The sequence below is a fragment of the Sulfitobacter sp. 1A12157 genome (genome assembly GCF_043557345.1).
Classification (GTDB): domain Bacteria; phylum Pseudomonadota; class Alphaproteobacteria; order Rhodobacterales; family Rhodobacteraceae; genus Sulfitobacter.
The window spans coordinates 404769-430312 of record NZ_JBIFFV010000001.1 but is presented as its reverse complement, the minus strand read 5'-3'; the positions used below and the strand labels follow the sequence as shown (position 1 = coordinate 430312).

28 protein-coding genes are annotated in these 25544 nt (G+C 62.4%); 12 read left to right on the top strand and 16 right to left on the bottom strand.

Features of this window, described 5'->3' with window-relative positions; genetic code table 11:
- Positions 1-37: 37 nt before the first annotated feature.
- Genes ACGYLC_RS02170 through ACGYLC_RS02140 form a run of 7 tightly spaced genes read right to left on the bottom strand, consistent with a single transcriptional unit; the run spans position 38 to position 7742 of the window.
- A complete protein-coding gene (locus ACGYLC_RS02170) occupies positions 38-1195 on the bottom strand; it encodes an iron-containing alcohol dehydrogenase (RefSeq protein ID WP_394421418.1) in 1158 nt (385 codons plus the stop codon).
- A gap of 3 nt (positions 1196-1198) precedes the next feature.
- Positions 1199-2572 carry an aldehyde dehydrogenase family protein gene (locus tag ACGYLC_RS02165; RefSeq protein ID WP_394421416.1) on the bottom strand — a complete coding sequence of 458 codons (1374 nt, stop codon included), beginning with the start codon at positions 2570-2572 and terminating at the stop codon, positions 1199-1201.
- A 2-nt stretch (positions 2573-2574) separates the two neighbouring features.
- A complete protein-coding gene (locus ACGYLC_RS02160; RefSeq protein ID WP_394421415.1) occupies positions 2575-3939 on the bottom strand; it encodes a glutamine synthetase family protein in 1365 nt (454 codons plus the stop codon).
- Positions 3940-3998: 59 nt separating this feature from the next.
- Complete coding sequence (locus tag ACGYLC_RS02155) at positions 3999-5036, bottom strand: TRAP transporter substrate-binding protein (protein ID WP_136720278.1); 1038 nt, start codon at positions 5034-5036, stop codon at positions 3999-4001.
- Between the two features lie 50 nt (positions 5037-5086).
- The gene (locus ACGYLC_RS02150; RefSeq protein WP_394398318.1) at positions 5087-6412 is read right to left on the bottom strand and encodes a TRAP transporter large permease subunit; all 1326 of its coding nucleotides are present in this window, start codon (positions 6410-6412) and stop codon (positions 5087-5089) included.
- Positions 6412-6969: a TRAP transporter small permease subunit gene (locus tag ACGYLC_RS02145; protein WP_394421813.1), complete on the bottom strand. Its 558-nt coding sequence runs from the start codon at positions 6967-6969 to the stop codon at positions 6412-6414. The genes ACGYLC_RS02150 and ACGYLC_RS02145 overlap by 1 nt, the downstream gene beginning before the upstream one ends.
- A 5-nt stretch (positions 6970-6974) precedes the next feature.
- Positions 6975-7742 carry an N-formylglutamate amidohydrolase gene (locus tag ACGYLC_RS02140; protein ID WP_394421413.1) on the bottom strand — a complete coding sequence of 256 codons (768 nt, stop codon included), beginning with the start codon at positions 7740-7742 and terminating at the stop codon, positions 6975-6977.
- Between the two features lie 120 nt (positions 7743-7862).
- Here ACGYLC_RS02140 and ACGYLC_RS02135 point away from each other — a divergent pair, with 120 nt between their 5' ends.
- From ACGYLC_RS02135 to ACGYLC_RS02115, 5 genes are all read left to right on the top strand, one after another.
- A complete protein-coding gene (locus ACGYLC_RS02135) occupies positions 7863-8735 on the top strand; it encodes a MurR/RpiR family transcriptional regulator (protein WP_394398314.1) in 873 nt (290 codons plus the stop codon).
- A 136-nt stretch (positions 8736-8871) separates the two neighbouring features.
- Complete coding sequence (nadA, locus tag ACGYLC_RS02130; RefSeq protein ID WP_394421411.1) at positions 8872-9924, top strand: quinolinate synthase NadA; 1053 nt, start codon at positions 8872-8874, stop codon at positions 9922-9924.
- A gap of 11 nt (positions 9925-9935) precedes the next feature.
- Positions 9936-11492, top strand: a complete 1557-nt coding sequence (locus tag ACGYLC_RS02125; protein ID WP_394421410.1) for an L-aspartate oxidase — start codon at positions 9936-9938, stop codon at positions 11490-11492.
- Between the two features lie 2 nt (positions 11493-11494).
- Positions 11495-12340 carry a carboxylating nicotinate-nucleotide diphosphorylase gene (nadC, locus tag ACGYLC_RS02120; protein ID WP_394398308.1) on the top strand — a complete coding sequence of 282 codons (846 nt, stop codon included), beginning with the start codon at positions 11495-11497 and terminating at the stop codon, positions 12338-12340.
- Between the two features lie 45 nt (positions 12341-12385).
- On the top strand, positions 12386-12835 hold the full coding sequence (locus ACGYLC_RS02115) for a GNAT family N-acetyltransferase (protein WP_394421409.1): 450 nt from the start codon (positions 12386-12388) through the stop codon (positions 12833-12835).
- Here the strand turns inward: ACGYLC_RS02115 and ACGYLC_RS02110 are convergent.
- Complete coding sequence (locus tag ACGYLC_RS02110; protein ID WP_394421408.1) at positions 12825-14330, bottom strand: heme biosynthesis protein HemY; 1506 nt, start codon at positions 14328-14330, stop codon at positions 12825-12827. The genes ACGYLC_RS02115 and ACGYLC_RS02110 overlap by 11 nt on opposite strands.
- Before the next feature lie 10 nt (positions 14331-14340).
- The gene (locus ACGYLC_RS02105; RefSeq protein ID WP_394421406.1) at positions 14341-15285 is read right to left on the bottom strand and encodes a COG4223 family protein; all 945 of its coding nucleotides are present in this window, start codon (positions 15283-15285) and stop codon (positions 14341-14343) included.
- On the opposite strand from ACGYLC_RS02105, the gene ACGYLC_RS02100 reads away from it, so the two are divergent.
- On the top strand, positions 15272-15835 hold the full coding sequence (locus ACGYLC_RS02100) for a hypothetical protein (protein ID WP_394421405.1): 564 nt from the start codon (positions 15272-15274) through the stop codon (positions 15833-15835). The two genes, ACGYLC_RS02105 and ACGYLC_RS02100, sit on opposite strands and share 14 nt — an antisense overlap.
- Positions 15836-15962: 127 nt before the next feature.
- Here the strand turns inward: ACGYLC_RS02100 and ACGYLC_RS02095 are convergent, their stop codons facing one another.
- Positions 15963-16661: a uroporphyrinogen-III synthase gene (locus tag ACGYLC_RS02095; RefSeq protein ID WP_394421403.1), complete on the bottom strand. Its 699-nt coding sequence runs from the start codon at positions 16659-16661 to the stop codon at positions 15963-15965.
- Positions 16662-16736: 75 nt separating this feature from the next.
- Here ACGYLC_RS02095 and tsaD point away from each other — a divergent pair, with 75 nt between their 5' ends.
- The 4 genes from tsaD to ACGYLC_RS02075 are packed head-to-tail and all read left to right on the top strand — an operon-like array spanning position 16737 to position 19483.
- A complete protein-coding gene (gene tsaD, locus ACGYLC_RS02090; RefSeq protein WP_394421402.1) occupies positions 16737-17840 on the top strand; it encodes a tRNA (adenosine(37)-N6)-threonylcarbamoyltransferase complex transferase subunit TsaD in 1104 nt (367 codons plus the stop codon).
- The gene (locus ACGYLC_RS02085; RefSeq protein ID WP_394421401.1) at positions 17837-18790 is read left to right on the top strand and encodes an NAD(P)H-dependent glycerol-3-phosphate dehydrogenase; all 954 of its coding nucleotides are present in this window, start codon (positions 17837-17839) and stop codon (positions 18788-18790) included. Before tsaD ends, ACGYLC_RS02085 begins: the two co-directional genes overlap by 4 nt.
- A gap of 1 nt (position 18791) precedes the next feature.
- Positions 18792-19064 (top strand): YciI family protein, encoded by a 273-nt coding sequence (locus ACGYLC_RS02080; protein ID WP_394421399.1) that lies wholly within the window; start codon positions 18792-18794, stop codon positions 19062-19064.
- The gene (locus tag ACGYLC_RS02075; protein WP_394421398.1) at positions 19064-19483 is read left to right on the top strand and encodes an EVE domain-containing protein; all 420 of its coding nucleotides are present in this window, start codon (positions 19064-19066) and stop codon (positions 19481-19483) included. Before ACGYLC_RS02080 ends, ACGYLC_RS02075 begins: the two co-directional genes overlap by 1 nt.
- Before the next feature lie 250 nt (positions 19484-19733).
- Here ACGYLC_RS02075 and ACGYLC_RS02070 read toward each other — a convergent pair whose 3' ends face one another.
- From ACGYLC_RS02070 to ACGYLC_RS02055, 4 genes are all read right to left on the bottom strand, one after another.
- Positions 19734-20075, bottom strand: coding sequence for a DUF2853 family protein (locus tag ACGYLC_RS02070; RefSeq protein ID WP_394421397.1), 342 nt, complete (start codon positions 20073-20075; stop codon positions 19734-19736).
- Positions 20076-20248: 173 nt separating this feature from the next.
- A complete protein-coding gene (locus ACGYLC_RS02065; RefSeq protein WP_394421395.1) occupies positions 20249-21160 on the bottom strand; it encodes a PRC-barrel domain-containing protein in 912 nt (303 codons plus the stop codon).
- Positions 21161-21364: 204 nt separating this feature from the next.
- Complete coding sequence (ahcY, locus tag ACGYLC_RS02060) at positions 21365-22756, bottom strand: adenosylhomocysteinase (protein WP_394421394.1); 1392 nt, start codon at positions 22754-22756, stop codon at positions 21365-21367.
- 84 nt (positions 22757-22840) lie between these two features.
- Positions 22841-23143, bottom strand: a complete 303-nt coding sequence (locus tag ACGYLC_RS02055; protein ID WP_394421392.1) for an S-adenosyl-L-homocysteine hydrolase — start codon at positions 23141-23143, stop codon at positions 22841-22843.
- 75 nt (positions 23144-23218) lie between these two features.
- On the opposite strand from ACGYLC_RS02055, the gene ACGYLC_RS02050 reads away from it, so the two are divergent.
- Both ACGYLC_RS02050 and ACGYLC_RS02045 read left to right on the top strand, forming a co-directional pair.
- Positions 23219-23815: an HD domain-containing protein gene (locus tag ACGYLC_RS02050; RefSeq protein WP_394398282.1), complete on the top strand. Its 597-nt coding sequence runs from the start codon at positions 23219-23221 to the stop codon at positions 23813-23815.
- The gene (locus ACGYLC_RS02045) at positions 23812-24291 is read left to right on the top strand and encodes a GNAT family N-acetyltransferase (protein ID WP_394421390.1); all 480 of its coding nucleotides are present in this window, start codon (positions 23812-23814) and stop codon (positions 24289-24291) included. The genes ACGYLC_RS02050 and ACGYLC_RS02045 overlap by 4 nt, the downstream gene beginning before the upstream one ends.
- Here the strand turns inward: ACGYLC_RS02045 and ACGYLC_RS02040 are convergent.
- On the bottom strand, positions 24288-24842 hold the full coding sequence (locus tag ACGYLC_RS02040; protein ID WP_394421389.1) for an ActR/PrrA/RegA family redox response regulator transcription factor: 555 nt from the start codon (positions 24840-24842) through the stop codon (positions 24288-24290). The genes ACGYLC_RS02045 and ACGYLC_RS02040 overlap by 4 nt on opposite strands.
- A gap of 46 nt (positions 24843-24888) precedes the next feature.
- Complete coding sequence (locus tag ACGYLC_RS02035) at positions 24889-25503, bottom strand: SCO family protein (RefSeq protein WP_394421387.1); 615 nt, start codon at positions 25501-25503, stop codon at positions 24889-24891.
- Between the last annotated feature and the right edge of the window lie 41 nt (positions 25504-25544).

Sequence of the window (25544 nt, the reverse complement as noted above, 5' to 3'; positions counted from 1 at the left end):
GGCCGCGTGATGCGGCCCTTTCTTTTTGTCTTATCAGTCAAACGGGTGCCTGGAAACACTCACGCAGCAACTGCGTCGTGTTCTCCCGCGTCAGTTCGATGGGGTTGCCGCCGCAGCTTGGGTCCTGCAAGGCAGAGGTCACCAGCGCGTCGATGTCGGGGTCGGTGACACCGAGGTCGGTCAGGGTCGCGGGGATGTTGAGTTCCGCGTTGAGCTTGCCGACATAGTCGTAGAACCCGTCGAAGCCACCGACGATGTCGAGATAGGCCGCGGCCTTGGCCAGACGCTCCTCCACCGCCGGGCGGTTGAAGCGCAGCACCGGCTGCATGACCACCGCATTGGTGGTGCCATGATGCGTGTGATGCACCGCGCCGATCGGGTGGCTCAATGCATGGATCGCGCCGAGACCCTTCTGGAAGGCGGTGGCCCCCATGGCGGCGGCGGACATCATGTGGCCGCGCGCCTCGAGATCGCTGCCATCGGCATAGGCCCGCGGCAGGTATTCCTTCACCAGCCGCATCCCTTCCAGCGCCATGCCTTGGCTCATCGGGTGGTAATGCGGCGAGCAAAAGGCTTCGAGACAATGGGCGAAAGCGTCCATCCCGGTGCCTGCGGTGATCATCGGCGGCATGCCGACGGTCAGTTCCGGGTCGCAGATCACGACGGCGGGGAGCATCTTGGGGTGGAAGATGATCTTCTTCTCATGGGTCTGGGAATTGGTGATGACGCTGGCGCGCCCCACTTCCGAGCCTGTGCCGGCGGTCGTCGGCACGGCCACGATGGGCGCGATGCCATCCGCATCGGCGCGGGTCCACCAATCGCCGATGTCTTCGAAATCCCACAGGGGGCGGGTCTGGCCCGCCATGAAGGCGATGACCTTGCCCAGATCGAGACCGGAGCCACCGCCGAAGGCGATCACGCCGTCATGGCCGCCGTCGCGGTAGACCTTGATGCCCGCCTCGGCGTTCATCTCGGTCGGGTTCGGGTCAACGTCCGAGAACATCGCGCGGCCCAGACCTTCGGTCTCTATCAGGTCCAGTGTGGACTGGGTGATCGGCAGATAGGCCAGCCCCTTGTCGGTGACCAGCAGCGGCTTCTTGATGCCCGCAGCGGCGCAGGCCTCGGCAATCTCTTTAATCCGGCCCGCGCCGAAGCGGATGGCGGTGGGGTAAGACCAATTTGCAGTCAGGGACATGTCTCAGGCTTTCTTGAGGTGGTAGGATTTGGGGCGTGTCAGCGCGTGATAGCCCAGTTCAGACAGGCCCGCGCCGCGCCCGGTTTGCTTGCAGCCGGTCCAGCACAGCGCCGGGTCCAGATAGTCGGCACGGTTCAAGAAGACGGTGCCGGTTTCCAACCGCTGGCCGATGGCCTCGGCAGCCTCGGCATCGGCGGTAAAGATCGCGGCGGTCAGGCCGAACTGGCTGTCGTTCATCAGCGCAATGGCCTCTTCATCGTCCTTGACCGGCATGATGCCGACAACGGGGCCAAAACTTTCGTCGCGCATGACGCGCATCTCATGGGTCACATCGGTCAGCACCTGCGGCGTCAGATAGGCACCGCCATCGTCGGCATCCATCTTCTCGATATGTGCCTTAGCACCTGCCGCCACGGCCTCTTCAATCTGCGCGCGGACCTCATTGGCGAAACGCACGTTGGCCATCGGGCCAAGCGTCGTGGCCTGATCCAGCGGGTTGCCGAGGTTGAGGTTGTTCACCCATGCTACGGCCTTTTCGACGAAGGCATCATAAAGGCTTTCGTGCACATAGATCCGCTCGATCCCGCAGCAGCACTGGCCCGCGTTGAACATGGCGCCGTCCATCACCCCGTCGACCGCCGCGTCAAGATTGGCATCGGCCCGGACATAGGCGGGGTCTTTGCCGCCCAACTCGGTCGCGACGCCGGTGAAGGTGCCCGCCGCGGCGCGTTCCATCGCCTGACCGCCGCCGACGGAGCCGGTGAAATTGACGAAATCAAAGGCGTTATCCGCGATCAGCGCCGAGGTGGTGTCATGGCTCAGCACGACGTTCTGGAACACATCCTCCGGCACGCCCGCAGCGCGGTACGCATCGGCAAGATGTTCACCGACCAGAATGGTCTGGGAGGCGTGTTTCAGGATCACCGCGTTGCCCGCGATCAGCGCGGGCGCGATGGTATTGTTCGCGGTCATATAAGGGTAGTTCCACGGCGCCACGACGAAAACCACGCCATGCGGCTCACGCATAATCTTGCGGTTAAAGGCGGCGCTGTCTTCAATTACCGTAGGGGCCAGCGCATCGGCGGCGATCTTGGCCATGTGGCTGGTGCGTTCCTGCAACCCGCCAAACTCACCGCCGTAGCGCACCGGGCGGCCCATCTGATGGGCCAGTTCCTCGGTCATCCGGTCAGTCGAATTCTCGATCTCTTTCAACGCAGCCATCACCAGATCAACACGTTCCTGCAAGGGGCGCGCGGCCCATGCCTTTTGCGCGCGGCGGGCGCGGGCAACAGCGTCTTGCGCTGCTTCCGTGCTCAGGGTTTCGCGTTCCGCATAGACCGAACCGTCAATCGGAGAGATACATTTTACCGTCGTCATTCTCAGGCCCTTTCAAAGCCGCGGGCGATTTCCCAATCGGTCACCACCCGGTCATATTCTTCCTGTTCCCATTCCGCTGCGCGGGTGTAATGGGTCACTACATCGTCGCCCAAGACCTCGCGCAGGAAGGTCGAGCCGCGCAGGGTCTCGGTTGCTGCCCGCAGGGTCTGGGGGATATCGACAGCGTCGGACTCGCCATAAGCATCGCCGCGTGTGGGCGGGGCAAGCTCCATCTTGTCTTCGATCCCTTTGATCCCGGCGGCCAGCATGACCGCCTGCGCCAGATAAGGGTTCAAGTCCGATCCGCCAATACGGCATTCGACCCGCACGCCCTTTGTCCCCGCCCCACAGAGGCGGAACCCGGCGGTGCGGTTGTCGACGGACCAGACGGTTTTGGTTGGGGCGAATGTGCCTTTGGCGAAACGCTTGTAACTGTTCACATAGGGGGCGAGGAAATAGGTATATTCCGGGGCATAGGCGATCAGACCGGCCATATAGTGGCGCATCAGCTCGGACATGCCCAACGCGCCCTCGCTGTCATAGAATGCCGCTTCGCCGTCTTTCCACAGCGACTGGTGGACGTGGCTGGAAGAGCCGACGCGGTCCTTGTGCCACTTGGGCAGGAAGCTTGCCGCATGGCCCTGCTGCCAAGCGATCTCTTTGACCGCATGTTTGGCGATCGTGTGATAATCGGCGCAGTCCAGAGCCGCTGAATAGCGGATGTTGAGCTCTTCCTGACCGGCCTCGGCCTCGCCCTTGGAGTTTTCGATGGGCAGACCGGCAGCGAAGAGATGGTTGCGCAGCGGGCGCATCACGTTCTCTTCCTTGGTGGTCTGGAGGATGTTGTAATCCTCGTTATAGCCGCTGATCGGCGTGAGGTAGCGGTAGCCGCCCTTGCGGATGGCGTCAAAGCTTTGCTCGAAAAGGAAGAACTCCAGTTCGGTCGCCATCATCGCGTCAAAGCCAAGCTCCTTCAGCCGGGCGATTTGTTTCTTCAGCATGGCGCGGGGGGAATGCGGCACCGGCTGGTGGGTGTCGTGATCCAGCACGTCGCAGAGCACCATCACCGTGCCCTCCAGCCATGGCACCGGGCGGATCGTGTCGAGGTCGGGCTGCATCACGTAGTCGCCGTAACCCGTCTCCCACGAGGTCGAGGCAAAGCCCTCGGGCGTGGCCATCTCAAGGTCGGTGGCCAGCAGGTAGTTGCAGCAATGGGTTTCCTTATAAGAGGTCTCGACAAAGTTGACGGCATGGAAGCGTTTGCCCATCAACCGGCCTTGCATATCCACAAGGCACGCAAGAACCGTATCGACGGATCCTTCTTTGACCAGTTTTTTCAGCGCGTCGAATGTCAGTGTGCCGGGCATGTTCTGTCCACTTCAGGGGGTAAGGCGGGGGCGCGGGCAGCGCGCCCCCGGTTGTCGGTTCAGCCGTTGGTGTAGGGCGGACCGGCTTTGTTGATGACCTCGTTATAGTCGCGGAAGATCTGCACGATCTTGGCGTGCACTTCGCCCTCTTCGGCGATCTCGGTCCAGAAGTCCTTGGCCGCGTTTTCAACCTCGGCCCATTCGTCGGCAGGCACGGTGCTAAGCTTGAGCTTGTCGCCCTGCGCGCGCAGACGCGCCTCGCCGCCCCAGTACCACTGGTTGCGGTAGGTGTGGCCCGCTTCGATCCCGGCCATGACCAACTGCTTGAGGTGATCCGGCAGATCGGCCCACTGCTGCTGATTGACGAAGAACGACCCGATCCAAGCACCCGAGATGTTATTGGTCAGGAAGTAGTCGGTCACATCGGCCCAGCCGACGGTGTAATCCTCGGTGATGCCGGACCACGCCATGCCGTCGAGCTCACCGGTCTGCACCGCGACCTCGGCGTCCTCGTATGGAATGTTCACCGGCACCACGCCGAACTTCGACAGGAAGCGGCCCGCGGTGGGGAAGGTGTAGAGCTTCAGACCGTCCAGATCGGCGACCGATTTGATCTCTTTGGTGGTGTTGAAGTTGCAGGGGTCTTGGCCCGCAGCCGACAGCCATTCAACGCCGACCTTGGCGTATTCCTCTTTCCAGATTTCGGCCAAACCGTACTGGTTGAACAGCACAGGCACATCGAGGATGTGCTTGGTGGCAAAGGGGAAGTAGCCGCCGAATTGTTGCAGCGGCGTGGGCGAGGCCATGGAGTCGTCATCGGAATGCACCATGTCGATGGTGCCGCGCTGCATCGCTTGGAACAGCTCGCCGGTGGGCACGATCTGGTCGGCGTAGAACAGTTCGATCTCCATCTCGCCATTGGCGGCGGCATTGATGTAATCGACCGCCGGTTTGGTCACCTGCTCACCCAAAGCGGCGCCGGCATAGGTCTGCATGCGCCATTTGATCGGCGCTTGGGCATGCACGATGGAAGGCGCGGCGAGGGCCGCAGGGGCGGCGACGGCGGCCCCGGATAGAAACTTTCTGCGAGTGGTCATACGTCTCTCCTTTGTTGAAATGTCAGGCCGTCTTTGCGCGGCTCTCATTGTTATTTGTCGTAGATGTAATCGGGCAGCCATGTCGCGATCTGCGGGAAGACCATGACGAGTATCAGCGCCAAGACCATCACCAGCACGAAGGGCGTGATCGAAGCATAGATGTCGCGCAGGGTAATCTCTGGCGGAGCCATCGCGCGCATCAGGAACAGGTTGTAGCCAAACGGCGGGGTCATATAGGCGATCTGCGTGGTGATCGTGTAAAGGATACCATACCAGATCAGATCGAAGCCGAGCGCACCGACCAAGGGCACATAGAGCGGCGCCACGATCACCAGCATCGCGGTGTCGTCGAGGAAGGTGCCCATGATGATGAAGCTAAGCTGCATCATGATCAGGATCATCCAGGGGCTGAGGTTCATCTTCTCGGTGAACAGGCTCTCGATCGCCTTCACCGCACCCAACCCGTCGAAGACCGCGCCAAAGGCGAGGGCGGCAAGGATGATCCACATGAACATGCAGGTGATGCCCAAGGTGTTGCGCAGGGAGTTCTCGAAAACCTCGCGGGTCATGCGGCCTTTGAGGACCGCGGCAAAGAACGCCGCCGCAGCCCCGATGGCCGAGCTTTCGACCAAGCTTGTCCAGCCATTGACGAAAGGCACCATCATCACCGCAAAGATCACCAGCGGCAGGATGCCCGCCCGCAGAAGGCGCAGCTTCTCGGCACGGGGAATGTCGCGATCCTCGGCCGAGAGGATGGGTCCGAGTTCGGGATTCATCCGGCAGCGAATGACGATATAGGCGACGAACATCGCGGCCATCATCAGCCCCGGGATGACCCCAGCCAGCCACAACTGACCCACCGGCTGCCGCGCGATCATCGCATAAAGCACCAGCACGACCGAGGGCGGCACGAGGATGCCAAGGCTCGACCCCGCTTGGATCACCCCCGTCACCATCCTTTTGTCATAGCCGCGTTTCAAAAGCTCCGGCAGCGCAATGGTCGAGCCAATCGCCATGCCTGCCACGCTGAGCCCATTCATTGCCGAGATCAGCACCATCAAGCCAATCGTGCCAATCGCCAGACCGCCGCGCACCCCACCCATCCAGACGTGGAACATCCGGTAGAGGTCATCGGCAATGCGGCTCTCGCTCAGCACATAGCCCATGAAGATGAACATCGGCAGCGTCAGCAGCGGATACCATTTCATTAGCTTCATCGCGGCGGCGAAACCGATGTCATAGCCGCCCTTGTCGCCCCAGAGCAGCAGCGCCGAGACCACGGCGATAAAGCCAATGGCGCCAAACACCCGCTGGCCGGTCAGTAGCATCAGCATCATTGACGAGAACATCAATGTCGCAATCATTTCATAGGACATCAGATGGCCTCACCCTTGAGCCGCAGCACGTCTTTCGCGAGCTCGGACAGACATTGCAGCAGCATCAGAAAGATGCCGACGATCATCACGACCTTGATCGGCCAGAGATAGGGACGCCATGCGGAACTGGATTGCTCCATATGGCCAACCTCTTCACTACCGGTGATCAAGCCGCCGAAAAAGCTGAACGGCTCGGTGCCCCAGTAGCCCAGCGAATAGGCGGTAGAGCTTACCGCCCCATAGAGCAGCACGCAGAGATAGAAGATCAGGAAGAAGACGGTGAAGAGGTCAAACCACGCTTTGCGGCGCAGCGACCAATCGCCATAAAGGAGGTCCATCCGCACATTCGACCCCAGTTGGATCGAATAGGGACCGCCCAAGATGTAATAGCCCACCATGACAAACTGCGCCATTTCCAGCGTCCAAAGCGAAGGGACGAAGAAGGCTTTACTGACGGTGGACCACAGCAGCACCCCCATCAGGACAAAGATACCATACATCATGAACCGCCCGATCCGCCGGTTCATCGCGTCGATGCCCCGGATATAGCCTCGCATGAACCTCACGTTGTGGCCTCCTTCATCTCGGGCCGAGCCATGGCGGCGCGGAGCCAATTGCTGATCATCTCGGCCATCTGCTGCTGGTCGGCTTCGGTGGTGATGAGGTCATTGCGGATCTCTAGCATCACATGCGGATGACCATGGGCCAGCCCATGTTCTTTTAGCGTATGGGTCACCCCGTCCTGCGGACCGTAGGGCTCATTTCGTTCGACGTAGAGGTCCGTGAACCCCGACGCCACCGCGAGCATCGCATCGGCAAGGCGCGTGTCGCTGTCGTGCAGAATGCCGATCTCTACGCGGCGCGGCTTGCCGTGGTAGATCGGCGTGAAACTATGCACCGTAACGATCGCGGGCGCGTCGACCCGTTCGATCGTCGCCGCCAAAGTCGCGCGGAACGGCTCGTAATAGCGCGCCACCCGCTCGGCCCGGCCAGCCTCATCAAGCGTGGCATTGCCGGGGATCGCGAAAATCTCGCTTTGCGCTGGCATTGCGCCCGGGGCTTCGGGCGGGCGGTTGCAATCGTAGACCAGACGCGAGACGCGCCCGGCCACCAGCACCGCATCCAGATCCTGCGCCATGGCCCGGGCCACACCCAAGGCACCGGGATCCCAAGCCACATGGCTTTCGCGGGCCGCGGCATCCAGCCCCAGACCGTCGTAGCAGGCCGGTATCTCACGCGCCGCATGTTCGCAGACCAACACCAGCGGAGCCTTGGCCCCGGCGTTGATCACCTCGACGGCTTCATTCGAAAGATCTGTCTGTTCTGACACCCTATCCCCCTCAGTTAGATCAAACCTCATTCGGGCGGGGGGCTTCTGTCAACAGAATAATGTCAAATTTATTACAACGCTGTTCAGTTTGTGTTATTACTCATCAAAAGAGGGGCATCCATGGCTGAACCGACGCTGACCATTTCTGATCGCATCCAGCAAGAGTTGGACCGGCTGACCCGTGCGGAACGGCAACTCGCCCATTCGATTTTGGAGAATTACCCCGCTTCCGGCCTCGGCCCGCTCACGGCGCTGGCGAAGGATGCCAATGTCTCGACCCCCACCGTGGCGCGGATGGTGCAAAAGCTGGGGTTCAAGGGTTACCCTGAGTTTCAGAACGAGTTGCGCGAAGAACTGAAGGCCAAGGCCAAGAACCCCATCGCCAAACATGACACTTGGGCTGAAGGCGCACCCTCGGGCCATGTGCTGAACCGTTTCACCGATGCGGTGATCGACAACATTCGCCATACGTTGGGCCAGATCGAGCCTGCCACCTTCGACCGCGCCTGCGCGATGATCGCCGACACCGCGCATCCGCTCTATATCGTGGGCGGGCGCATCACCCATGTGATGGCCGAATACCTCTTCCTCCACGCCCAGATCATCCGCCCGCGGGTGACACATATCCAGTCCACATCAAACGCTTGGCCGCATTACCTGCTGGACGTGGGCGAAGGCGATGTTTTCGTTATTTTTGACGTGCGGCGCTATGAGAACAACACGCTGAAGCTGGCGGAAATGGCCCATGCGCGGGGGGCCAAGATCATCCTCTTCACCGACCAGTGGCGCTCTCCGGTGCATAGCCTTGCCGATATCTGTTTCTCCAGCCGGATCGTCGCGCCCTCGGCTTGGGACAGCGCGGCGGCCACGCTGCTGCTGGTGGAGAGCGTGATTTCCGCCATGCAGGACATCAACTGGGAGGATACAAAGGACCGCGCCGAACGCCTGGAAGACATGTTCGACCAGACCCGTTTGTTCCGCAAATTCACCTAACGCCCCCGGGCGGCCAGCGCCTTGCCCTAAAGGGTATTGGCTTGCCCAAACCCCGCCAGTCGTCTATGGCCAGCACGCCGGGTGTGGTGTCCAGCGCGGTGCCGTGACACGCGCCAAGGCCGGAGGGGGACCGACCATGCGTGATGAAATCTTTTCGCCCAGCGAGCTTGAGCGCCATTATGACCTCGCGCCATCGCCAGCGCTGGCGGCTGAAATGGCCGATATCTACGCCAAGATGGACCGCGTGATCTCGCCCCCCGATTGGGCCATCCATGCGCCCTATGTCGCCGCGATCAACAAGCTGAAGAAAGAGCGTAACGCGGTCATCCTCGCGCATAATTACATGACGCCCGACATCTATCACGGCATCGCGGATTTCGTCGGCGACAGCCTGCAACTGGCCGTGAAGGCGAGCGAGGTCGAGGCCGATGTCATCGTGCAATGCGGCGTGCATTTCATGGCCGAGACTTCGAAAATCCTGAACCCCGCCAAGACCGTGCTGATCCCCGACATGGAAGCGGGTTGTTCACTGGCCGAAAGCATCACCGCCGAAGGCGTCGCACAGATGCGCGCGCAATATCCCGGCGCGCCGGTGGTGACCTATGTAAACACCACGGCGGAAGTGAAAGCGGCGTCGGACATCTGCTGCACCTCATCGAATGCGGCACAGATCGTCGCCGCGCTTGAGGCCGACACGATCATCATGACGCCGGACAAATATCTGGCACAGAACATCGCCAAACAGGTGCCGCAAAAGCGCATCGTCTGGTGGGACGGCGCCTGCATCGTGCACGAACGCTATACCGCCAAGGACATCGCCGACTACCGCGAGTGGAACCCCGACACCCGCATCATCGCGCATCCCGAATGCCCGCCCGACGTGGTGGCAGAGGCGGATTTCTCCGGCTCGACCAGCGGCATCCTCGACTACGTGCACCGCGAAAAACCGGCCAAGGCGATGCTGGTCACCGAATGCTCCATGGCGTCGAACATTGCCGATGAACTGCCCGAGGTCGATTTCGTCGGCCCCTGCAACATGTGCCCCTACATGAAGAAGATCACGCTGGAAAAGGTGCTCTGGTCCCTGCACACGATGTCCGGCGCCGTCGAAGTGGAGGCCGAGGTTGCCAGCAAGGCGCGGGTGGCCGTGCAACGGATGATCGACCTCTCCCGCGAACTCGGGCTCTGAAGGGCGCGCGCGTGGAGCAGATCACAACCGGCAGGATCATCATCGTTGGGGCCGGTCTGGGCGCGCTCTATGCCGCGCTTTGTCTTGCGCCGCGTCCGGTTTTGCTGATCTCGCCCGATCCATTGGGGTCGGGGGCCAGTTCCGCTTGGGCGCAGGGCGGCGTGGCCGCCGCCATGGCGCAGGCCGACAGCCCCGAAGCCCATGCGCTCGACACCATCAAAGCGGGGGCGGGCACGGTCGAGCCGCGCGTCGCCGCCACCGTAACGGATGAGGCCCGCGCCCATATCCTCGCCCTGACGGATTTCGGCACCGCCTTCGACCGCAGCGCCGATGGGGGCTATGTCATGTCGCGCGAGGCGGCGCATAGCTTTGCCCGCGTCGTGCGCGTGCAGGGTGATCAAGCCGGGGCCGAGATCATGCGCGCCCTGATCGAAAAAGTGCGCGAAACACCCTCGATCCAAGTGCTCGAAGGGGTGCTGGCCCGCGGTTTGGAAAGTGACGGCAGCAAAGTCACCGGGGTCGAGGTTGAACTGGCCCGGCCCGAAGGCTCTGCCCCGGCAATGCTGCGCGGCGCGGGGGTCTTGCTGGCGGGCGGCGGGTCTGGCGGGCTTTATGCGCTGACCACCAACCCGGCCCGCATTCGCGGTCAGGTAATCGGCATGGCCGCCCGCGCGGGCGCACTCATTGCAGATGCGGAATTCGTACAGTTCCACCCCACCGCCATCGACTGCGGCGAAGACCCCGCGCCCTTGGCGACCGAAGCACTGCGCGGGGCCGGGGCGCATCTGATCAACCGCGAAGGCCTGCGTTTTATGGAGGCGGTTCACCCCCTTGCTGAGCTTGCCCCGCGCGATGTGGTGGCCCGCGCGATCTTTGCCCAGACCCAGACGGGGCTGCGCCCCATGCTCGACACCCGCGCGGCTTTGGGCGCGGCGGTGCTGACCGACTACCCCGCCGTTGCAACCGCCTGCGCGCGCAACGGCATCGACCCGGTGACCCAGCCCATCCCCGTCGCCGCCGCGGCGCATTACCATATGGGCGGCATTGCCACGGATGCGCATGGCCGCTCAAGCCTCGCCGGGCTCTGGGTCTGTGGGGAGGCGTCTTCGACCGGGCTGCACGGCGCGAACCGTCTGGCGTCCAACGGGCTGCTCGAAGCGCTGGTTTTTGCCCGTCGCGCGGCGCAGGACATGCTTGAGGAATGCGAGGCGGGCGAGGATGACGCCGTACAACTGCCGGATCTGCCCGCTGGCGAAACGCCGAACGAAACCCTCGTCACCCGTCTGCGCCAGACCATGACCGCAGAGGTTGGCGTGCTGCGGGATGCGGCGGGCTTGCACCGCGCCTTGACGGCCATTGCAGAGATCGAAGCGGCGCAACCCGAATGTGCGCAGCTGCAAAACATGACCGCCACCGCAACCCTGATCGCCGCCGCGGCCCTCGCCCGCCGCGAAAGCCGGGGCGCGCATTGCCGCACCGACTACCCCGAAACGCTGCCCGACGCCGCCCGCAGTTTCATGACATTGGCCGAGGCCACGGCCCGCCGCACCAACCCCGAGGACGCTTGAAAATGCCCACCGCCCTGCCCGACCTGATCCTTGAGCCGCTGGTCCGTGCCGCCTTGATGGAAGACCTCGGCACCTATGGTGATGTCACGACCCGCAGCGTGATCCCCGAGGGCACGACCTATACCGCCCGGCTGCGCGCCCGCGCCGAGGGGGTCGTCTCTGGCATGCAAATCGCGCGGCTGGCCTTTCACCTTGTCGATCCAACGCTTGACGTGCGCACGCTGAAAGAAGACGGCAGCAGGATCGCAAAAGGTGACACGCTGATGGAGATCGAGGGCTCCGCCGCCGCAATCCTCTCGGCGGAACGTGTGGCGCTGAACTTTGCCGGCCGGCTCTCGGGCATCGCCACCCTGACGGCGGCCTGCGTGGCCGAGACGAAGGGCACCGAGACCCGGATCACCTGCACCCGCAAAACCACGCCGGGGCTGCGCATGGTTGAGAAACAAGCGGTGCTGCATGGCGGCGGGTTCAACCACCGCTTTTCCCTCTCCGACGCGATCTTGGTCAAGGACAACCACATTGCCGCCGCCGGGGGCATCCGGCCCGTGTTGCAGGCAGTCAAGGCCAATGCCTCGCATATGATCCGGGTCGAAATCGAGGTCGACACGCTGGCACAGCTTCAAGAGGTCTTGGACGAAGGCGGCGCAGATGTGGTGCTGTTGGATAACATGGACACGCCGATGCTCGCGCAGGCGGTCGACATGGCGCAGGGGCGTATCGTGCTGGAGGCTTCGGGCAATATGACCCTGCCGCGCCTGGCCGAGGTCGCAGCGACCGGGGTGCACTACATCTCTATGGGCGCGCTCACACATTCTGCGACAACGCTGGACCTTGGACTGGATTTCTGAACCAACTGGGGCAAAGATCGCGCAGCCAGCGAAGGGAGCCCCGCCATGTCCGACCTTACCATCCGAACCGTGAGAGACCATGACCGCGCCGATTGGGAGCGGCTTTATCAAGGCTATGCCGAATTCTATAAGGTCGAGCAGACCCCCGAGATGCGCGCGCGGGTCTGGTCTTGGCTGCATGATCCGCTGACCGAAGTCGAAGGGCTGGTCTGCGAAGATGCCGAAGGACGGGTGATCGGACTGACCCATTTCCGGCATTTCGCCCGCCCCTTGGCGGCGGCGACGGGTTGTTTCCTCGACGATCTTTTCGTGGCCCCCGAAGCCCGTGGCAGCGGCGCTGCCGACGCGCTGATCGCCGAGGTCAAGAAGATCGCCCAGAAACGCGGCTGGAGCCTCGTCCGCTGGATCACGGCCGAGGATAACTACCGCGGCCGTGGTGTTTATGACAGGCTGGCCACCCGGACCAATTGGGTCACCTACGACATCAAGCTGTAGGGTCCGGGGCTTTCCTGGGCGTCTCGGGATCGGTCGGCTTCTCCGCCTCGGTCACCAGTTCCGCGTCTTCGATATCCTCCGTCCGCGTGGTCAGCGCCCCTTCCGTCGGGGTCGTTTCCGGCGCGCCGACGATCAGCGGCAGCATCTGAACACCGCTCGGCATGGCCACTTCCGACAGCGGCGGTGTCTTCCATTCCAGCGTGTCGAAGCTCTTGCAGTTCTCGCAGATCGGCACCCATTCGGCATGGATGTGATGGCAGTTCTCACAAATCCACTGCGGCCCGCGCGAGACGTTCAGCGCGCGTGTCAGCCAGCCTTTGACCACGGTGTCCGGCGCGCCCTCGCCCCGCTCGATCGCCGCCATCAGGGTCACGGACCGGGCCGAGGGATCGGTCTCAACCAAATTGCCAAGCGCCCGGCGCGCTTCGGGGAAGTCTTCGTTGGCGATGTGCAGTTCGGCCAGCAGCATTTTCGTCTCGGGATGGTCGGGCTGAGATTTGGTCAGCGCGCGGAACCGTTTGATCCGCTGGGGCGGTGTCTCATCCGGCTGAATTTCGGCAAAGGCGGCGGCAAGATCGGGGTGCGGCTGCACGCTCCAAGCCTTTTGCAGCACTTTGGAAGCATTGCGGGGCTTGTCCTGCGCGATATAGCTGCGCGCGGCCATCACGGCGGCGGGCACCAGATCGGGCGACAGGCGGTTGGCCTCGATCGCGGCCTCGCGGGCCTCGACACTGTTACCCTCGTCGATCACCTCGCGCGCCTCGGAGAGTGCCAGAACCGCGTCGCGGCGTTTGTGCACATCGCGCGGCAGATGGCCGTTTTTATACTTGGCCTGCAGGGTGCTGCGCGCCCCGACCCAATCATGTTTCTCGGCCTGCAACTTCAGCAGGGTATCGCCAGTTTCCTCATGTTTGGGCTTCAGGGCAAAAGCCTTTTCGGCCAGTTTCAGCGCCGTTTCGGTATCTCCGTCGGCCAGCTTCTGCTTCATGATGCCGCGCACGCCGACAAACCGGGTCTTTTCGTCTTCGACCAGCTTGCGATAGGTCCGCTCAGCCTTGCGACGGTCCCCCGCCAGCTCCGCCGCCTGCGCGGTCAGCAGATTGGTCAGTGCCGGGCGTTTGAGATAGCGGTCCGCCTTGGCGGCCTTGGCCATCGCGACCTGACCCTCGCCGCTGGCCAGCGCCATCAACCCGTCCGACAGCGCCTCATAGCCCTTACGCTCGCGGTTGCGGTCAAAGTAGCGCGACAGCGCCGTCTCATCGCCATTCAGGAAATGCCAGACCGCCGAAAGCAGCGACACGATCTTGAGCAACACCCAAACCGCCAGCATCAGCAGCAAAACGGCGATCACCGATTGCAGCGGCCCTAGGGTATATTCCGTGCCCGCCACGGTCAGTTGAATGCCGCCTTCGCTTTCCAACAGGAAACCCGCGCCCCAAGCCAGAGCGGCGACCAGCACGACGAAAAGAACGATTTTAATAAGAGACCAGAGCATTTTTCGTTCCTCAGTTGGCCGTCAGGCGTTGGGAGAGTTCATTGGCGGCGGTTTCAGCCGCCTGACGCGCGCGGGCATCGGCCAGCCATTCCGCCATCGCGTCCTGCGCGGGGGCCGGCAGCGTGTCGATCTCGGCCAACGCATCGGTCAAGCGGCCATCGCGCACCGCCGCTTCGGCACGAGACAGGACAGCATCGGCATCCGTCCCCTCGCGCGGCGCGACCGAGCGGGCACCGAGTTGACGTTTCAAGAAACTGCCAAAGCCGCCTTCGCCCTCTTCCGGCACGGCGGCACGGGCGGTGGCCAGCGCCTGCCGCGCGGCATCGGGATAGCGCGCTTGGAGATTGGCGAGGGTGACAACTCCGCCCGCGGCGCTTTCACGCAGGGTTTCGGGTATGTCGTCGACCCCAGCCTGCTGCAACTCGGCCAACGGCGCTTCGAAGGGGCGACCGGCGCTGATTGCAGCGTTCATCTGGGTCATCGCGGTCTGGGCACGGGCCGCTTCCGCGGCGGCGGCGGTAGCCTCTTCAGCGGTTTGTGCGTTTTCCAGCAGGCTCTCGATCTCACTGCGCTGTTCGGCGACAGAGGCACGCAGGGCTTCCATCTCACGCTCAAAGGCCGCGACTGCAACTTGATTGTTCCCGCCCGTGGCGGGCTGCTTTTCGACCGTGGTGAGGCGGGCGTCGATCTCGGCCAATTGGCTTTGCAGCGCCGAGAGTGTCTCGCGGCTGGCTGTCAGTTCTTCGCGCAGTGCGTCGACCTGCGGCAGGCTTTCGGGCAGGGTGGCAGGCGCTGCGACCCGGGCTTCCAGTTCCGCGATGCGGGCCTGCTGCGCTTCCATCGCGCTTTGCAATTCCGCCGCGCTTTGTGCGCGGGTGCCCAATACGTCATATTCAGATGCGGCAAAGCCGAGCCCCGCAGCGATGGCACCGCCCAGCAGCATGGGAAAGAACACAGGGCGCTTGCGCTCTTTCGGGGCGGGCTCAGGCGCCGGGGTCGAGGCGGGCGGTGGCGTCGGCTTGGACGTGGCGGCGCTTGACTTTTCGGTCTTTTCCGGCGCGGGTCTGGAGGAGCTAACGCTCGGCTTGGACGCAGCCGCCGAGGCGCGCGAGGGCGCGGGATCAGCGGCCGGTTTGTCCTTAGGTGCAGCGCTGGTGGCGCTTGTCTTGGGATCGTCCTTGGGCGAAGCCGTCTGGGGCTTCGTCTCTTTGGCCGATGTAGCGCTCTCGGGCTTATCTTTAGCCGGTGTAGTGCTCTCGGCCTTCGCCGGGGCTTTGTCGTCCGGCTTGGCCGCAGGCGTGGGCTTGTCCGTTGTAGGCGTGGTGCTGGATGTCTTCGACAAGTCGGCCTTGACCGTTTCGGTTTTCGCCGCGCCGGGCTTGGCACCCTCGGTCTTGGGCGCGTCGGGCTTTGCCGGCTCCGTAGCTTTTCCATCGCTTTGGATAGGTTTCTGGGCCTCGGCGTTGCCCGCCGTTGTCGCCTTTTCCGCCGCAGGAGGCGTTTGATCGGCTGTGGTCTTGTCCGCTTCGCTTTTGCTGACCGTCTTTTTGGGTTTTGCCACGCCTCACGCCTTTCGATTCTGAACCTGTCATTCACTCGCAACGGCGAGCTTACCCGGCATACCTATGCCCCTCAAGGCAAGGTGGTGCAGCGGAAAAGTTTTTCAACGGCCTCTGCCATGGCTTCGCCGGTGGGCTCTGCGGCGACATCATGCGCATAGAGCGGCAGAGCTTCAAGCGCCTGCGCCGCGGCGCGGCTGATCGACAGGGCGATGACCCGTTCCATCGAAGCGGCCTCGCGCGCGAAATGCTGCGCGCTGCGCGGGGAAAACAGCGGCACGATAACGGGGTCCGGGCCGCTTAGAAGGGTCTGCGCGGCGGTAGAGAGCGGCAGAAGGGTTTGGTCATAGACCGTGGCGGTTTCCACCCTTTGACCCGAAGCGCTTAAAATTCCGGCAATATCTGCCCGCCGGTGCCGCCCGGCAAGGTGCAAGAGCGGGCCGATCTGGGCGCGCTTCGACAGGGTCGCGATCAGCGCCTCGGCATCCAGCCCGACCATCTGCGCCTGCCAGCCCGCTTTGGCCGCCGCTGCCGTGGTCTGCGGGCCGACGCAATAGGCGGGCCGCCCGTCCCCCGGCGGCGCATGGGCCACGGCATTGGCCGAGGTAAAGATCACCCCGGCATAGGGTGAAAGATCAACAGGGGCATCCGTCGCGGTAATCTCGATCAGCGGAGAGATCACGGCCCCGTCGCGCAGCGCGGGCGAAAGCCGATCCAAAAACTGCGCGGCACCGGGCTGGGGACGTGTCAGAAGCAATCTTGGCTGCGGCATCGCAAGGCTCCGGCATTGTTTGCGCGTGTTAGCGGTGTTACCTGCGGTACAGGTGCCTTGCAACGGAAAGCCCCCATGCCCTCTACCCAGTCTCAGACCCGCTTGATCCTTGGTTTGGAAAGCAGTTGCGACGATACCGCCGCCGCCGTGGTGCGCATGGAGGAAGACGGGCGCGGCAAGGTGCTGGCCTCGGTCGTGGCGGGCCAGACCGAGTTGCACGCCGACTTTGGCGGCGTCGTCCCCGAAATCGCCGCCCGCGCCCATGCCGAGAAATTGGACCATTGTGTCGAGGATGCCTTGGCCGAGGCCGGGATCGGCCTGCCGCAGATCGACGCCATCGCAGTGACCGCCGGACCGGGGCTGATCGGCGGCGTGGTGTCGGGCGTGATGTGCGCCAAGGGGCTCTCGGCGGCGACGGGCAAGCCGCTTTACGGGGTGAACCACCTCGCGGGACACGCGCTGACCCCGCGGCTCACCGATAACGTGCCCTATCCCTATCTGATGTTGCTGGTCTCGGGCGGGCATTGTCAGTTTCTACTGGTGCGCGGGCCCGAAAGCTTCGACCGTCTCGGCGGTACCATCGACGATGCCCCGGGAGAGGCATTTGACAAGGTTGCGCGGCTGTTGGGCCTGCCCCAGCCGGGCGGGCCGTCGATCGAAGAATGCGCCAAAAAGGGCGATGCGACGCGCTTTGCCCTGCCGCGCCCCCTGCTGGATCGCGACGGCTGCGACATGTCCTTCTCGGGTTTGAAAACCGCCGTGCTGCGCGCCCGTGACAAATGCGTCGCGGAACGTGGCGGGCTGACGCGACAGGATCAAGCGGACCTCGCGGCAGGGTTCCAAGCCGCCGTGGTCGATGTGCTGGCCCATAAAACGCGCCGCGCCTTTGCGGAGTATCCGGCAGAGGGTGCGCGGAGCCTTTGCGTGGCGGGGGGCGTGGCGGCGAACAAGTCCATCCGCGCTGCGTTAGAGACAGTTGCGGCAGCGCAAGAGGCCACCTTTGTGGCGCCACCCTTGGCGCTTTGCACCGACAACGCCGCGATGATCGCCTTCGCGGCCGGAGAGCAGGCCGCCCTGCGGGAGGCCGATGACCTGACCCTTGCCGCACGCCCCCGCTGGCCGCTGGACACCGCGCGCCCGTCGATGCTGGGCAGTGGCAAGAAGGGGGCCAAGGCATGAGCATCTCCATCCTCGGCGCAGGGGCATTCGGCACGGCGCTGGCCATATCGCTTGCCGGCAAAGGGCCGGTGACGCTCTGGGCGCGTGACGCGGGGGACATGGCCGCACGGCGCGAGAACGCCAAACGCCTGCCCGGCTGCCCTTTCCCCGAGACGCTCAGCGTGACCGAAAGCCTTGCCCAAGCCGCTGAGGCCGAGATCCTTTTACTGGCCGTACCGATGCAGAAACTGCGCAGCGTTTTGGAGGAACATCGCGCCGCGCTTCACGGGAAACATTTGGTCGCCTGCTGCAAAGGCATCGAACTCAGCACCGGCGTGGGGCCGGTCAGCGTGATCGAAGAGACCCTTCCCGAGGCCACCGCCGCGATCCTGACGGGGCCGAGCTTTGCCGCCGATATCGCACGGGGTCTGCCCACCGCGCTGACCCTGGCCTGTGCTGACCCTGCGGCGGGCGAACAGCTGCAGGCGGAACTCACCACGGCGAACCTGCGCCTCTACCGCACCACGGATACCACCGGCGCGGAACTGGGCGGGGCGCTGAAAAATGTTGTCGCCATTGCCAGCGGGGCCGCGATTGGGGCGGGTCTGGGCGAAAGCGCCCGCGCCGCGTTGATGACCCGCGGATACGCCGAAATGCAGCGCCTCGCCGCCCATCTGAAGGCCGAGCCGACGACGCTGGCCGGGCTCTCCGGCTTTGGCGATCTGACGCTGACCTGCACCTCCGAGCAATCGCGCAACTACCGTTTGGGGCAATCGCTGGGGCAAGGCACCCCCTTTGACCCGTCGACCACGGTCGAAGGGGCCGCGACCGCCCGCGCCGTCGATGCACTGGCGCGCGAAGCAGCGCTTGATATGCCGATCACCCGCGCGGTTGCCGGATTGCTCGACAACCAGCTAGATGTGGCTGGTGCCATGAAGTCTCTGCTGACCCGCCCCCTAAAGGAAGAATGATATGTTTGTTGCCCTGATCGCCCATGACAAAGCCGATGGCCTGCCAATCCGTCAGGAAAACCGGCCCGACCATCTGGCCTATCTGAAGTCCAGCGATGCCGTGGCCCAAGCTGGCCCGCTTTTGGACGCCGAAGGCGGCATGATCGGTTCGCTCATCATTCTGGACGTGCCCGATATGGCCGCAGCCGAATATTGGGCCGCGAATGACCCCTATGCCAAGGCCGGCCTGTTCCAAAGCGTGACCCTGACCCACTGGAACCGGGTGATCGGCTGATGGCCTATTGGTTGTTCAAATCCGAACCCGCAACTTGGAGCTGGGCCGACCAGATGGCCAAAGGCGATGCGGGTGAAGAATGGGACGGGGTGCGCAACTATCAGGCGCGCAATTTCATGCGTGAGATGAAGATTGGTGACCTCGGGTTCTTTTACCACTCGCAAAAGGACCGTGAGATCGTCGGCATCGTGGAAGTCTGCGCCGAGGCTCACTCCGACAGCAGCACCGATGACCCACGGTGGGAATGTGTGGACATCAAAGCGGTGCGGTCCTTCGCCCAACCGGTCAGTTTGGATAATATCAAAGCGGACCCACGGCTGGAGGACATGGTTCTGGTGAAAAATTCGCGCCTATCCGTGCAACCTGTCACTGACGCGGAATGGCAGCATATCTGCGCCTTGGGCAAGACCGCGCCCTGACATTAACAGCGCATCGGCGTTTACGAAAAAGGGTTCCGGCACCCCGCCAGAACCCTTCTCACCCCATGTGCTCCCATAACCACCACACATGTTCGTAACGCTCACGGCCATTTTCGCCGATATAAGCGTGATAGCAAAAAACAGTGATTTACTCAACTTTCTACTCTGTCAAAGCCCGCGCAAAAACGAAACGCGCGCTTAACCAAGCGCGCGTCCAGCGTAAGGATTTGATAAGCTTCTTAGGGCTTGCTTAGCCGTAGACAGGCTCTTTGCCGAAGTGTTTGACCAGCATGTAATAGACCACCGCGCGGTACTTGTTCCGCTCGGACCGGCCATAGGTCTCGATCACCTTTTGAATGCCGCCCATAAGATGCTCATCATCCGGCAGGCCAAGCTTCTTGATCAGGAAATTGTCCTTCACGGTATTCAATTCAGCCGTATCGCTGGAAGACACCGTCTGCGCGTCGGCGTTATAGATCGAGGGACCGCAGCCGATGGTCACCTTGGTCAAAAGGTCCATATCCGGCTCCATGCCGCATTTGTTCTTCAGCTCTTCTGCGTATTTGGCGATCCATTCGTCACGCTTGCCCATAAAATCTCTCCCAATAGTGTCTTCGGCCCTTCAGGGGTTCCTGAGACCGGAGCCTAAGGCGATATCCCTGTATTGCAAAAGATTTATTTCGAGCGCGGCGGGGCTGTCGCCGTGGCCGCCAGAAAAAGAGGCGCCCGAATGGGGCGCCTCTTGGTCAGGATATCGGCTGTCGCTTAAGAAGCGTCGTCAAGACGAACGTCGTCTTCCAGACCTTCGATTGTATCTTCATCAACTTCCGGCTGGGCTTCCAACTCGGCTTTGGTCCAAGAGCTCAGCTTCAGGTCGTTCTCGGCGGCCATTGAGATTTGCTCAAGCGGCACGGCGACGGTGTGTTCGCCCAAGCCGAGGAAGCCGCCCACGCCAACCACTGCGGCATAGCCTTCGTCAGTCTTGATGACATAGTCGACATCACCGATGGTGTCGCCATCCGCTTCGACCACGGTCAGGCCGATCAGATCACCAACCACCATGCCGGAGAATGCGTTGCTCATGCCGGTGTCTGTCCGGGTTACGTCGGTTTCCATGTTCGCTTCGGTGTCGGAAGCGACGTTTTCGTCGAGTTCAGTCTCGGACTCGCTTTCGATTTCGGCAGTCATCTCGCTGTCGATATCAGTGTCTTCATCGGCTGCCACATCGGTGTCTGTTTCCGTCATGGCTGTGCCGCTGGTGTCGGTGCTCAGGGTCGAATTCGACTCTGAATCGGCGTTCCCGGCCAGATCCGCTTCGGCTTCAGTCGTTGGCGTTGCGCCATCGGTCTCGGCGGTCAGCTCCGCTTCGTTGTCGACTTCGGTCTCACCTTCGAACTCTGCGCCCTGTGTCGGCGCGGTCAGAACCTCATCGGTGGCGTTAGCGTCGTTGGTTCCTTCATAGTCGTCGGAATTCTCGCGCGACATTTCGGCGGTCTTCTTCGCCTGCTGCTCTACAGTGGCGGTCAGATCGTTGGCCGTGTTTGTAGCGCTCTCGCTTGAGATTGTGGCCTCGGCTTCCGCAGCAGCACCGGCTTCGGTATCGGCGGTCTGAGCAAATGCGGTGCCCGCGGTCAGAGCGAGGGCGGCGACGGTGGACTTCAGGAATGTACGTTTCATCTTCGATACTCCTTTTCAATGGTCTGGGGATGAAACACCGCCCGATTGACTATGTTCCGCCCGCCATCCGCCGCTGGCAGATATGTGCTTGAATCCGCCGATTGAGAAAATATTCCTATATATCGCAGTCACTTGAAATAAAAACGCCGCCCCGGTGACTGCGGGACGGCGTAGAAATCTGCTGAAAGAGAGAACTCTTCCCGTTTAGTAGCGGTAATGCTCGGGCTTGAACGGCCCTTCGGGCGTCACACCGATATAGGCAGCCTGCTCCGGGTTCAGCTTCGACAGTTTCACACCAATCCGATCGAGGTGCAGACGGGCGACTTTCTCATCCAGATGTTTGGGCAGGATATAGACGTCATTCTCGTATCTGTCGGTGTTTTCCCACAGCTCGATCTGCGCCAGAACTTGGTTGGTGAAGGAGGCGGACATCACGAAAGACGGGTGCCCGGTGGCATTGCCGAGGTTCAGCAGACGGCCCTCCGAAAGCAGGATCAGACGATTGCCATTCGGCATCTCGATCATGTCCACCTGCTCTTTGATGTTGGTCCACTTGTGGTTCTTCAGCGCGGCAACTTGGATTTCGTTGTCGAAGTGGCCGATGTTGCCCACGATGGCCATGTCCTTCATCTCGCGCATATGCTCGATACGGATCACGTCTTTGTTGCCGGTGGTGGTGATGAAGATATCGGCGGTCGCGACCACGTCTTCCAATAGCACCACCTCGAAACCGTCCATCGCGGCTTGCAACGCGCAGATCGGGTCGACTTCGGTGACTTTCACGCGGGCACCCGCACCGCGCAGAGACGCGGCGGAGCCTTTGCCCACGTCGCCATAGCCCATGACGACAGCGACCTTGCCCGCCATCATTGTATCGGTGGCGCGGCGGATACCGTCGACGAGGCTTTCCTTGCAGCCATACTTGTTGTCGAACTTCGACTTGGTCACAGAGTCGTTCACGTTGATCGCGGGGAAGGGCAGTTGGCCCTGTTTCACGAGGTCATAGAGACGGTGAACGCCGGTCGTGGTCTCCTCGGAGACGCCTTTGATCTGGTCGCGCATTTTGGTGAACCAGCCGGGGCTTTCGGCCATGCGCTTTTTGATCTGGGCAAAGATCGCCTCTTCCTCTTCGGACTTCGGCACGGCGATCAGCGCGTCTTCGCCATTTTCCACCCGCGCACCCAGCAGAATATAGAGCGTCGCGTCGCCGCCATCGTCGAGGATCAGGTTCGGGCCTTCGGGGAACATGAAGGATTTGTCAAGGTAATCCCAATGCTCAACCAGCGACTGGCCTTTAATGGCAAAGACCGGCACGCCCGCTTTGGCGATGGCCGCCGCCGCGTGATCTTGGGTCGAGAAGATATTGCAAGACGCCCAACGTACATCTGCACCAAGGGCCACCAATGTTTCGATCAAAACGGCGGTCTGGATGGTCATGTGCAATGAGCCGACGATCCGCGCGCCCTTCAGCGGTTTGCTGTCACCATATTCCTCGCGCAGCGCCATCAGGCCCGGCATCTCGGTCTCGGCGATGTCCAGCTCTTTACGCCCGTAGGCCGCCAGATTGATATCTTTAACAATATAGTCGTGGGCCATGCGGCGCTCCTGTTTGAAGTGTTGCAGGGCGGTTAGCACCTTCGCCGCGAATTCTCAATGTGAATGGGGAAAGGCCGCGCCGGATCACTCTTGAAGAGCGGCCAGTTGCTTATCACCCGACAGGCCCGCCATCCAATCGTCACCTTGGGCCAGCACGCAGGCGTTGCCGTCGGCCAATGTCTTGACCAAGGTCCATGTCCCCGATTGATCCGATGCCCAAAGCTGGCTGTTGTCCTCACGCTGACCCGGCACAGGCTCCTCGCCGTACCAATCAATCAGGGCGGACTTCATTTCCTTGGCGGGCATGCAGACTTCTTCTGCCTGTGCGGCACCGGCGAGGGTGGCCAAGGTAATTGCAACTATCGTACCGGAAAAAACGGGTTTCATGATCATCTCCTTCGTGGGATGAACAGGTTTGACAGGGATTTGTTCCCAAGGCTCACGAGGTAAGGACCACCGCTGATGGCGCAGAAACCACGCGCATGGCAAAGGATGCTGTCAGGTCGACGGCTCGATCTGCTGGACCCCACCCCGGTCGATATTGAGATCGAAGATATCGCCCATGGTCTGGCCTTTGTCGCGCGCTGGAACGGTCAGACGCGGGGTGACTATGCCTACTCGGTGGCCGAACATTCGCTTTTGGTCGAGACGATTTTTGCCCGCATCGCCCCCCGCGCGCCTGCGAAATGGCGCTTGGCCGCCTTGTTGCATGATGCGCCGGAATATGTGATCGGCGACATGATCTCGCCTGTGAAAACCGCCGTGGGGCCGGATTATCGCGCTTTGGATGAGCGGTTGACCACTGCTGTGCACCTCCGTTTCGGCCTTCCCGCCAGCCTGCCGGTGCGGGTGAAGCAGCAGATCAAGAAGGCGGATCGCGTCAGCGCTTGGATGGAGGCCAGCCAGATCGCCGGCTTCTCCGAGACCGAGGCGACCCGTTTCTTTGGCCGCCCCGATACGGCACTGATGGAGGGGCTGAGCATCCTGCTGCGCCCGCCGGTCGAGGTGCGGGCCGAGTTCACCGAACGCCACGCGGCGCTGCTGCGCGACATGGCGTGATCCACATCCGCCGCGCCGGGGCGCTCGATACCCGCGCCTTGACCGAATTGCTGAACGCGATCATCGCCAAGGGCGGGACCACCGCCATAGTCAGCCCCGTCACCCCGCGCGAGTTGCAAGGCTGGATGGCCGCGCCCGACAGCGCGTGGCATCTGGCGGAGGACGAGCAGGGCGTGCTGAAAGGCTTTCAATACATCGAACCCCACCCCGACCTGCCCGAAGGCGGTGTGGATGTCGCAACTTTCGTGCGGTTGGGAGAGAAGGGGTTCGGCATCGGCTCGGCCCTGTTCGACCGGACCAAACAGGCGGCACGGGAACTGGGCTATGCCCATATCCACGCCATCATCCGCGCCGACAATCAGGGCGGGCTGGCCTATTACCAAAGCCGCGGGTTCGAGGATTTCAGACGGCTGCCCGATTGCACATTGGCCGATGGCACCCGCGTCGATAAAATCTGGAAACGGTTCGAGCTTTAGCGCGGAGAGCGCTTAGCGAGGATACGCTGCAGGGTGCGTCGGTGCATGTTCAACCGCCGGGCCGTTTCCGAGACGTTGCGGTCACACAGTTCATAGACCCGTTGGATATGCTCCCACCGCACGCGATCCGCGCTCATCGGGTTTTCCGGTGGTTCGGGCAAGTCCCCTCCGGTCGCCAAAAGCGCGTTGACGATGTCATTGGCGTCGGCGGGTTTCGACAGGTAATCCGTCGCCCCGGATTTCACCGCCGCCACCGCCGTGGCAATCGCACCATAGCCCGTCAGCACGACCACCCGCGCATCCGCGCGTTTGTCCCGCAGCACTTCGACCACGTCGAGCCCGTTGCCATCCTGAAGCCGCAGATCGACCACGGCAAAGGCCGGGGGGCGCGCGGTGGCGATGGCCTTGCCCGCCGCGACAGAGCCTGCGGTTTCCACCTCAAAACCGCGTTTCTCCATCGCCTTGGCCAAACGGCGCAGAAACGGCTCATCGTCATCGACCAAAAGCAAACTGCGGTCCGGGCCCAAGTCAGAAATATCCTGCATCAACATCCCCTCTCAAAGGCTAATATGGGGCGGCCAAGGCGGCGGGTCAATTTCAGCGTCGATCCAGAAAACAACCGATGCTGTCGGCCATCTGCTCGGGGCGTACTTCACGGCGGAAAAAGTCGACTACGCCTTCCTCGGGCATGACCAGATAGCTGAAGGTCGAGTGATCGACGAGGTATTCACCATTCTCATCCGCCGGGTGGGCCTTGTAGTAGGTGCGGTAGGCTTGGCTGGCGGCTTTGACCTGCTCGGGCGAGCCCGTCAGCCCGACCATGCGCGGGTGCATCACCTCGGCGAAATCACCGACCACTTCGGGCGTGTCGCGCACAGGGTCGACGGTGATGAAAACCGGCGTGATGCTCTGGCCGCGCTCCTCAAGAATCTCTGTCGCCGCCGCGTTGCGGTCCACGTCCAGCGGGCAGACATCGGGGCAGGAGGTATAGCCGAAATAAAGCAAGGCTGGTTCTTTGATGACATCGGCATCGGTCACGGTTTCGCCCGCCCCATTCACCAATTCAAACGGCCCACCGATGTCGCCGCCCGCCACCTGGCTCGACCGGCAAGAGGCATAGGGATCGTCCTCGCCACGCAGCACCATGAAAGCCGTCCCGGCCAGAAATACCGCCGCAACCCCAGCCGCACCAAATGCAATCATTCGTTTCATGTCAGTCCTCCGCCATGCTGGCCGGTCTTGATCGTGTTTCG

Bases quoted from the DNA above. Each gene is read 5' to 3' on its own strand.
- ACGYLC_RS02115 (WP_394421409.1), top strand. From the start codon at position 12,386: ATGTCCGACCTTACCATCCGAACCGTGAGAGACCATGACCGCGCCGAT.
- ACGYLC_RS02050 (WP_394398282.1), top strand. From the start codon at position 23,219: ATGGCGCAGAAACCACGCGCATGGCAAAGGATGCTGTCAGGTCGACGG.
- ACGYLC_RS02070 (WP_394421397.1), bottom strand. From the start codon at position 20,075: ATGGGCAAGCGTGACGAATGGATCGCCAAATACGCAGAAGAGCTGAAG.
- ACGYLC_RS02165 (WP_394421416.1), bottom strand. From the start codon at position 2,572: ATGACGACGGTAAAATGTATCTCTCCGATTGACGGTTCGGTCTATGCG.
- ACGYLC_RS02110 (WP_394421408.1), bottom strand. From the start codon at position 14,330: ATGCTCTGGTCTCTTATTAAAATCGTTCTTTTCGTCGTGCTGGTCGCC.
- ACGYLC_RS02150 (WP_394398318.1), bottom strand. From the start codon at position 6,412: ATGTCCTATGAAATGATTGCGACATTGATGTTCTCGTCAATGATGCTG.
- ACGYLC_RS02035 (WP_394421387.1), bottom strand. From the start codon at position 25,503: ATGAAACGAATGATTGCATTTGGTGCGGCTGGGGTTGCGGCGGTATTT.
- ACGYLC_RS02160 (WP_394421415.1), bottom strand. From the start codon at position 3,939: ATGCCCGGCACACTGACATTCGACGCGCTGAAAAAACTGGTCAAAGAA.
- ahcY (WP_394421394.1), bottom strand. From the start codon at position 22,756: ATGGCCCACGACTATATTGTTAAAGATATCAATCTGGCGGCCTACGGG.
- nadA (WP_394421411.1), top strand. From the start codon at position 8,872: ATGCGTGATGAAATCTTTTCGCCCAGCGAGCTTGAGCGCCATTATGAC.
- ACGYLC_RS02155 (WP_136720278.1), bottom strand. From the start codon at position 5,036: ATGACCACTCGCAGAAAGTTTCTATCCGGGGCCGCCGTCGCCGCCCCT.
- ACGYLC_RS02075 (WP_394421398.1), top strand. From the start codon at position 19,064: ATGGCCTATTGGTTGTTCAAATCCGAACCCGCAACTTGGAGCTGGGCC.
- nadC (WP_394398308.1), top strand. From the start codon at position 11,495: ATGCCCACCGCCCTGCCCGACCTGATCCTTGAGCCGCTGGTCCGTGCC.
- ACGYLC_RS02055 (WP_394421392.1), bottom strand. From the start codon at position 23,143: ATGAAACCCGTTTTTTCCGGTACGATAGTTGCAATTACCTTGGCCACC.
- ACGYLC_RS02085 (WP_394421401.1), top strand. From the start codon at position 17,837: ATGAGCATCTCCATCCTCGGCGCAGGGGCATTCGGCACGGCGCTGGCC.
- ACGYLC_RS02170 (WP_394421418.1), bottom strand. From the start codon at position 1,195: ATGTCCCTGACTGCAAATTGGTCTTACCCCACCGCCATCCGCTTCGGC.
- tsaD (WP_394421402.1), top strand. From the start codon at position 16,737: ATGCCCTCTACCCAGTCTCAGACCCGCTTGATCCTTGGTTTGGAAAGC.
- ACGYLC_RS02065 (WP_394421395.1), bottom strand. From the start codon at position 21,160: ATGAAACGTACATTCCTGAAGTCCACCGTCGCCGCCCTCGCTCTGACC.
- ACGYLC_RS02135 (WP_394398314.1), top strand. From the start codon at position 7,863: ATGGCTGAACCGACGCTGACCATTTCTGATCGCATCCAGCAAGAGTTG.
- ACGYLC_RS02100 (WP_394421405.1), top strand. From the start codon at position 15,272: ATGGGAAAGAACACAGGGCGCTTGCGCTCTTTCGGGGCGGGCTCAGGC.
- ACGYLC_RS02145 (WP_394421813.1), bottom strand. From the start codon at position 6,969: ATGCGAGGCTATATCCGGGGCATCGACGCGATGAACCGGCGGATCGGG.
- ACGYLC_RS02080 (WP_394421399.1), top strand. From the start codon at position 18,792: ATGTTTGTTGCCCTGATCGCCCATGACAAAGCCGATGGCCTGCCAATC.
- ACGYLC_RS02040 (WP_394421389.1), bottom strand. From the start codon at position 24,842: ATGTTGATGCAGGATATTTCTGACTTGGGCCCGGACCGCAGTTTGCTT.
- ACGYLC_RS02095 (WP_394421403.1), bottom strand. From the start codon at position 16,661: ATGCCGCAGCCAAGATTGCTTCTGACACGTCCCCAGCCCGGTGCCGCG.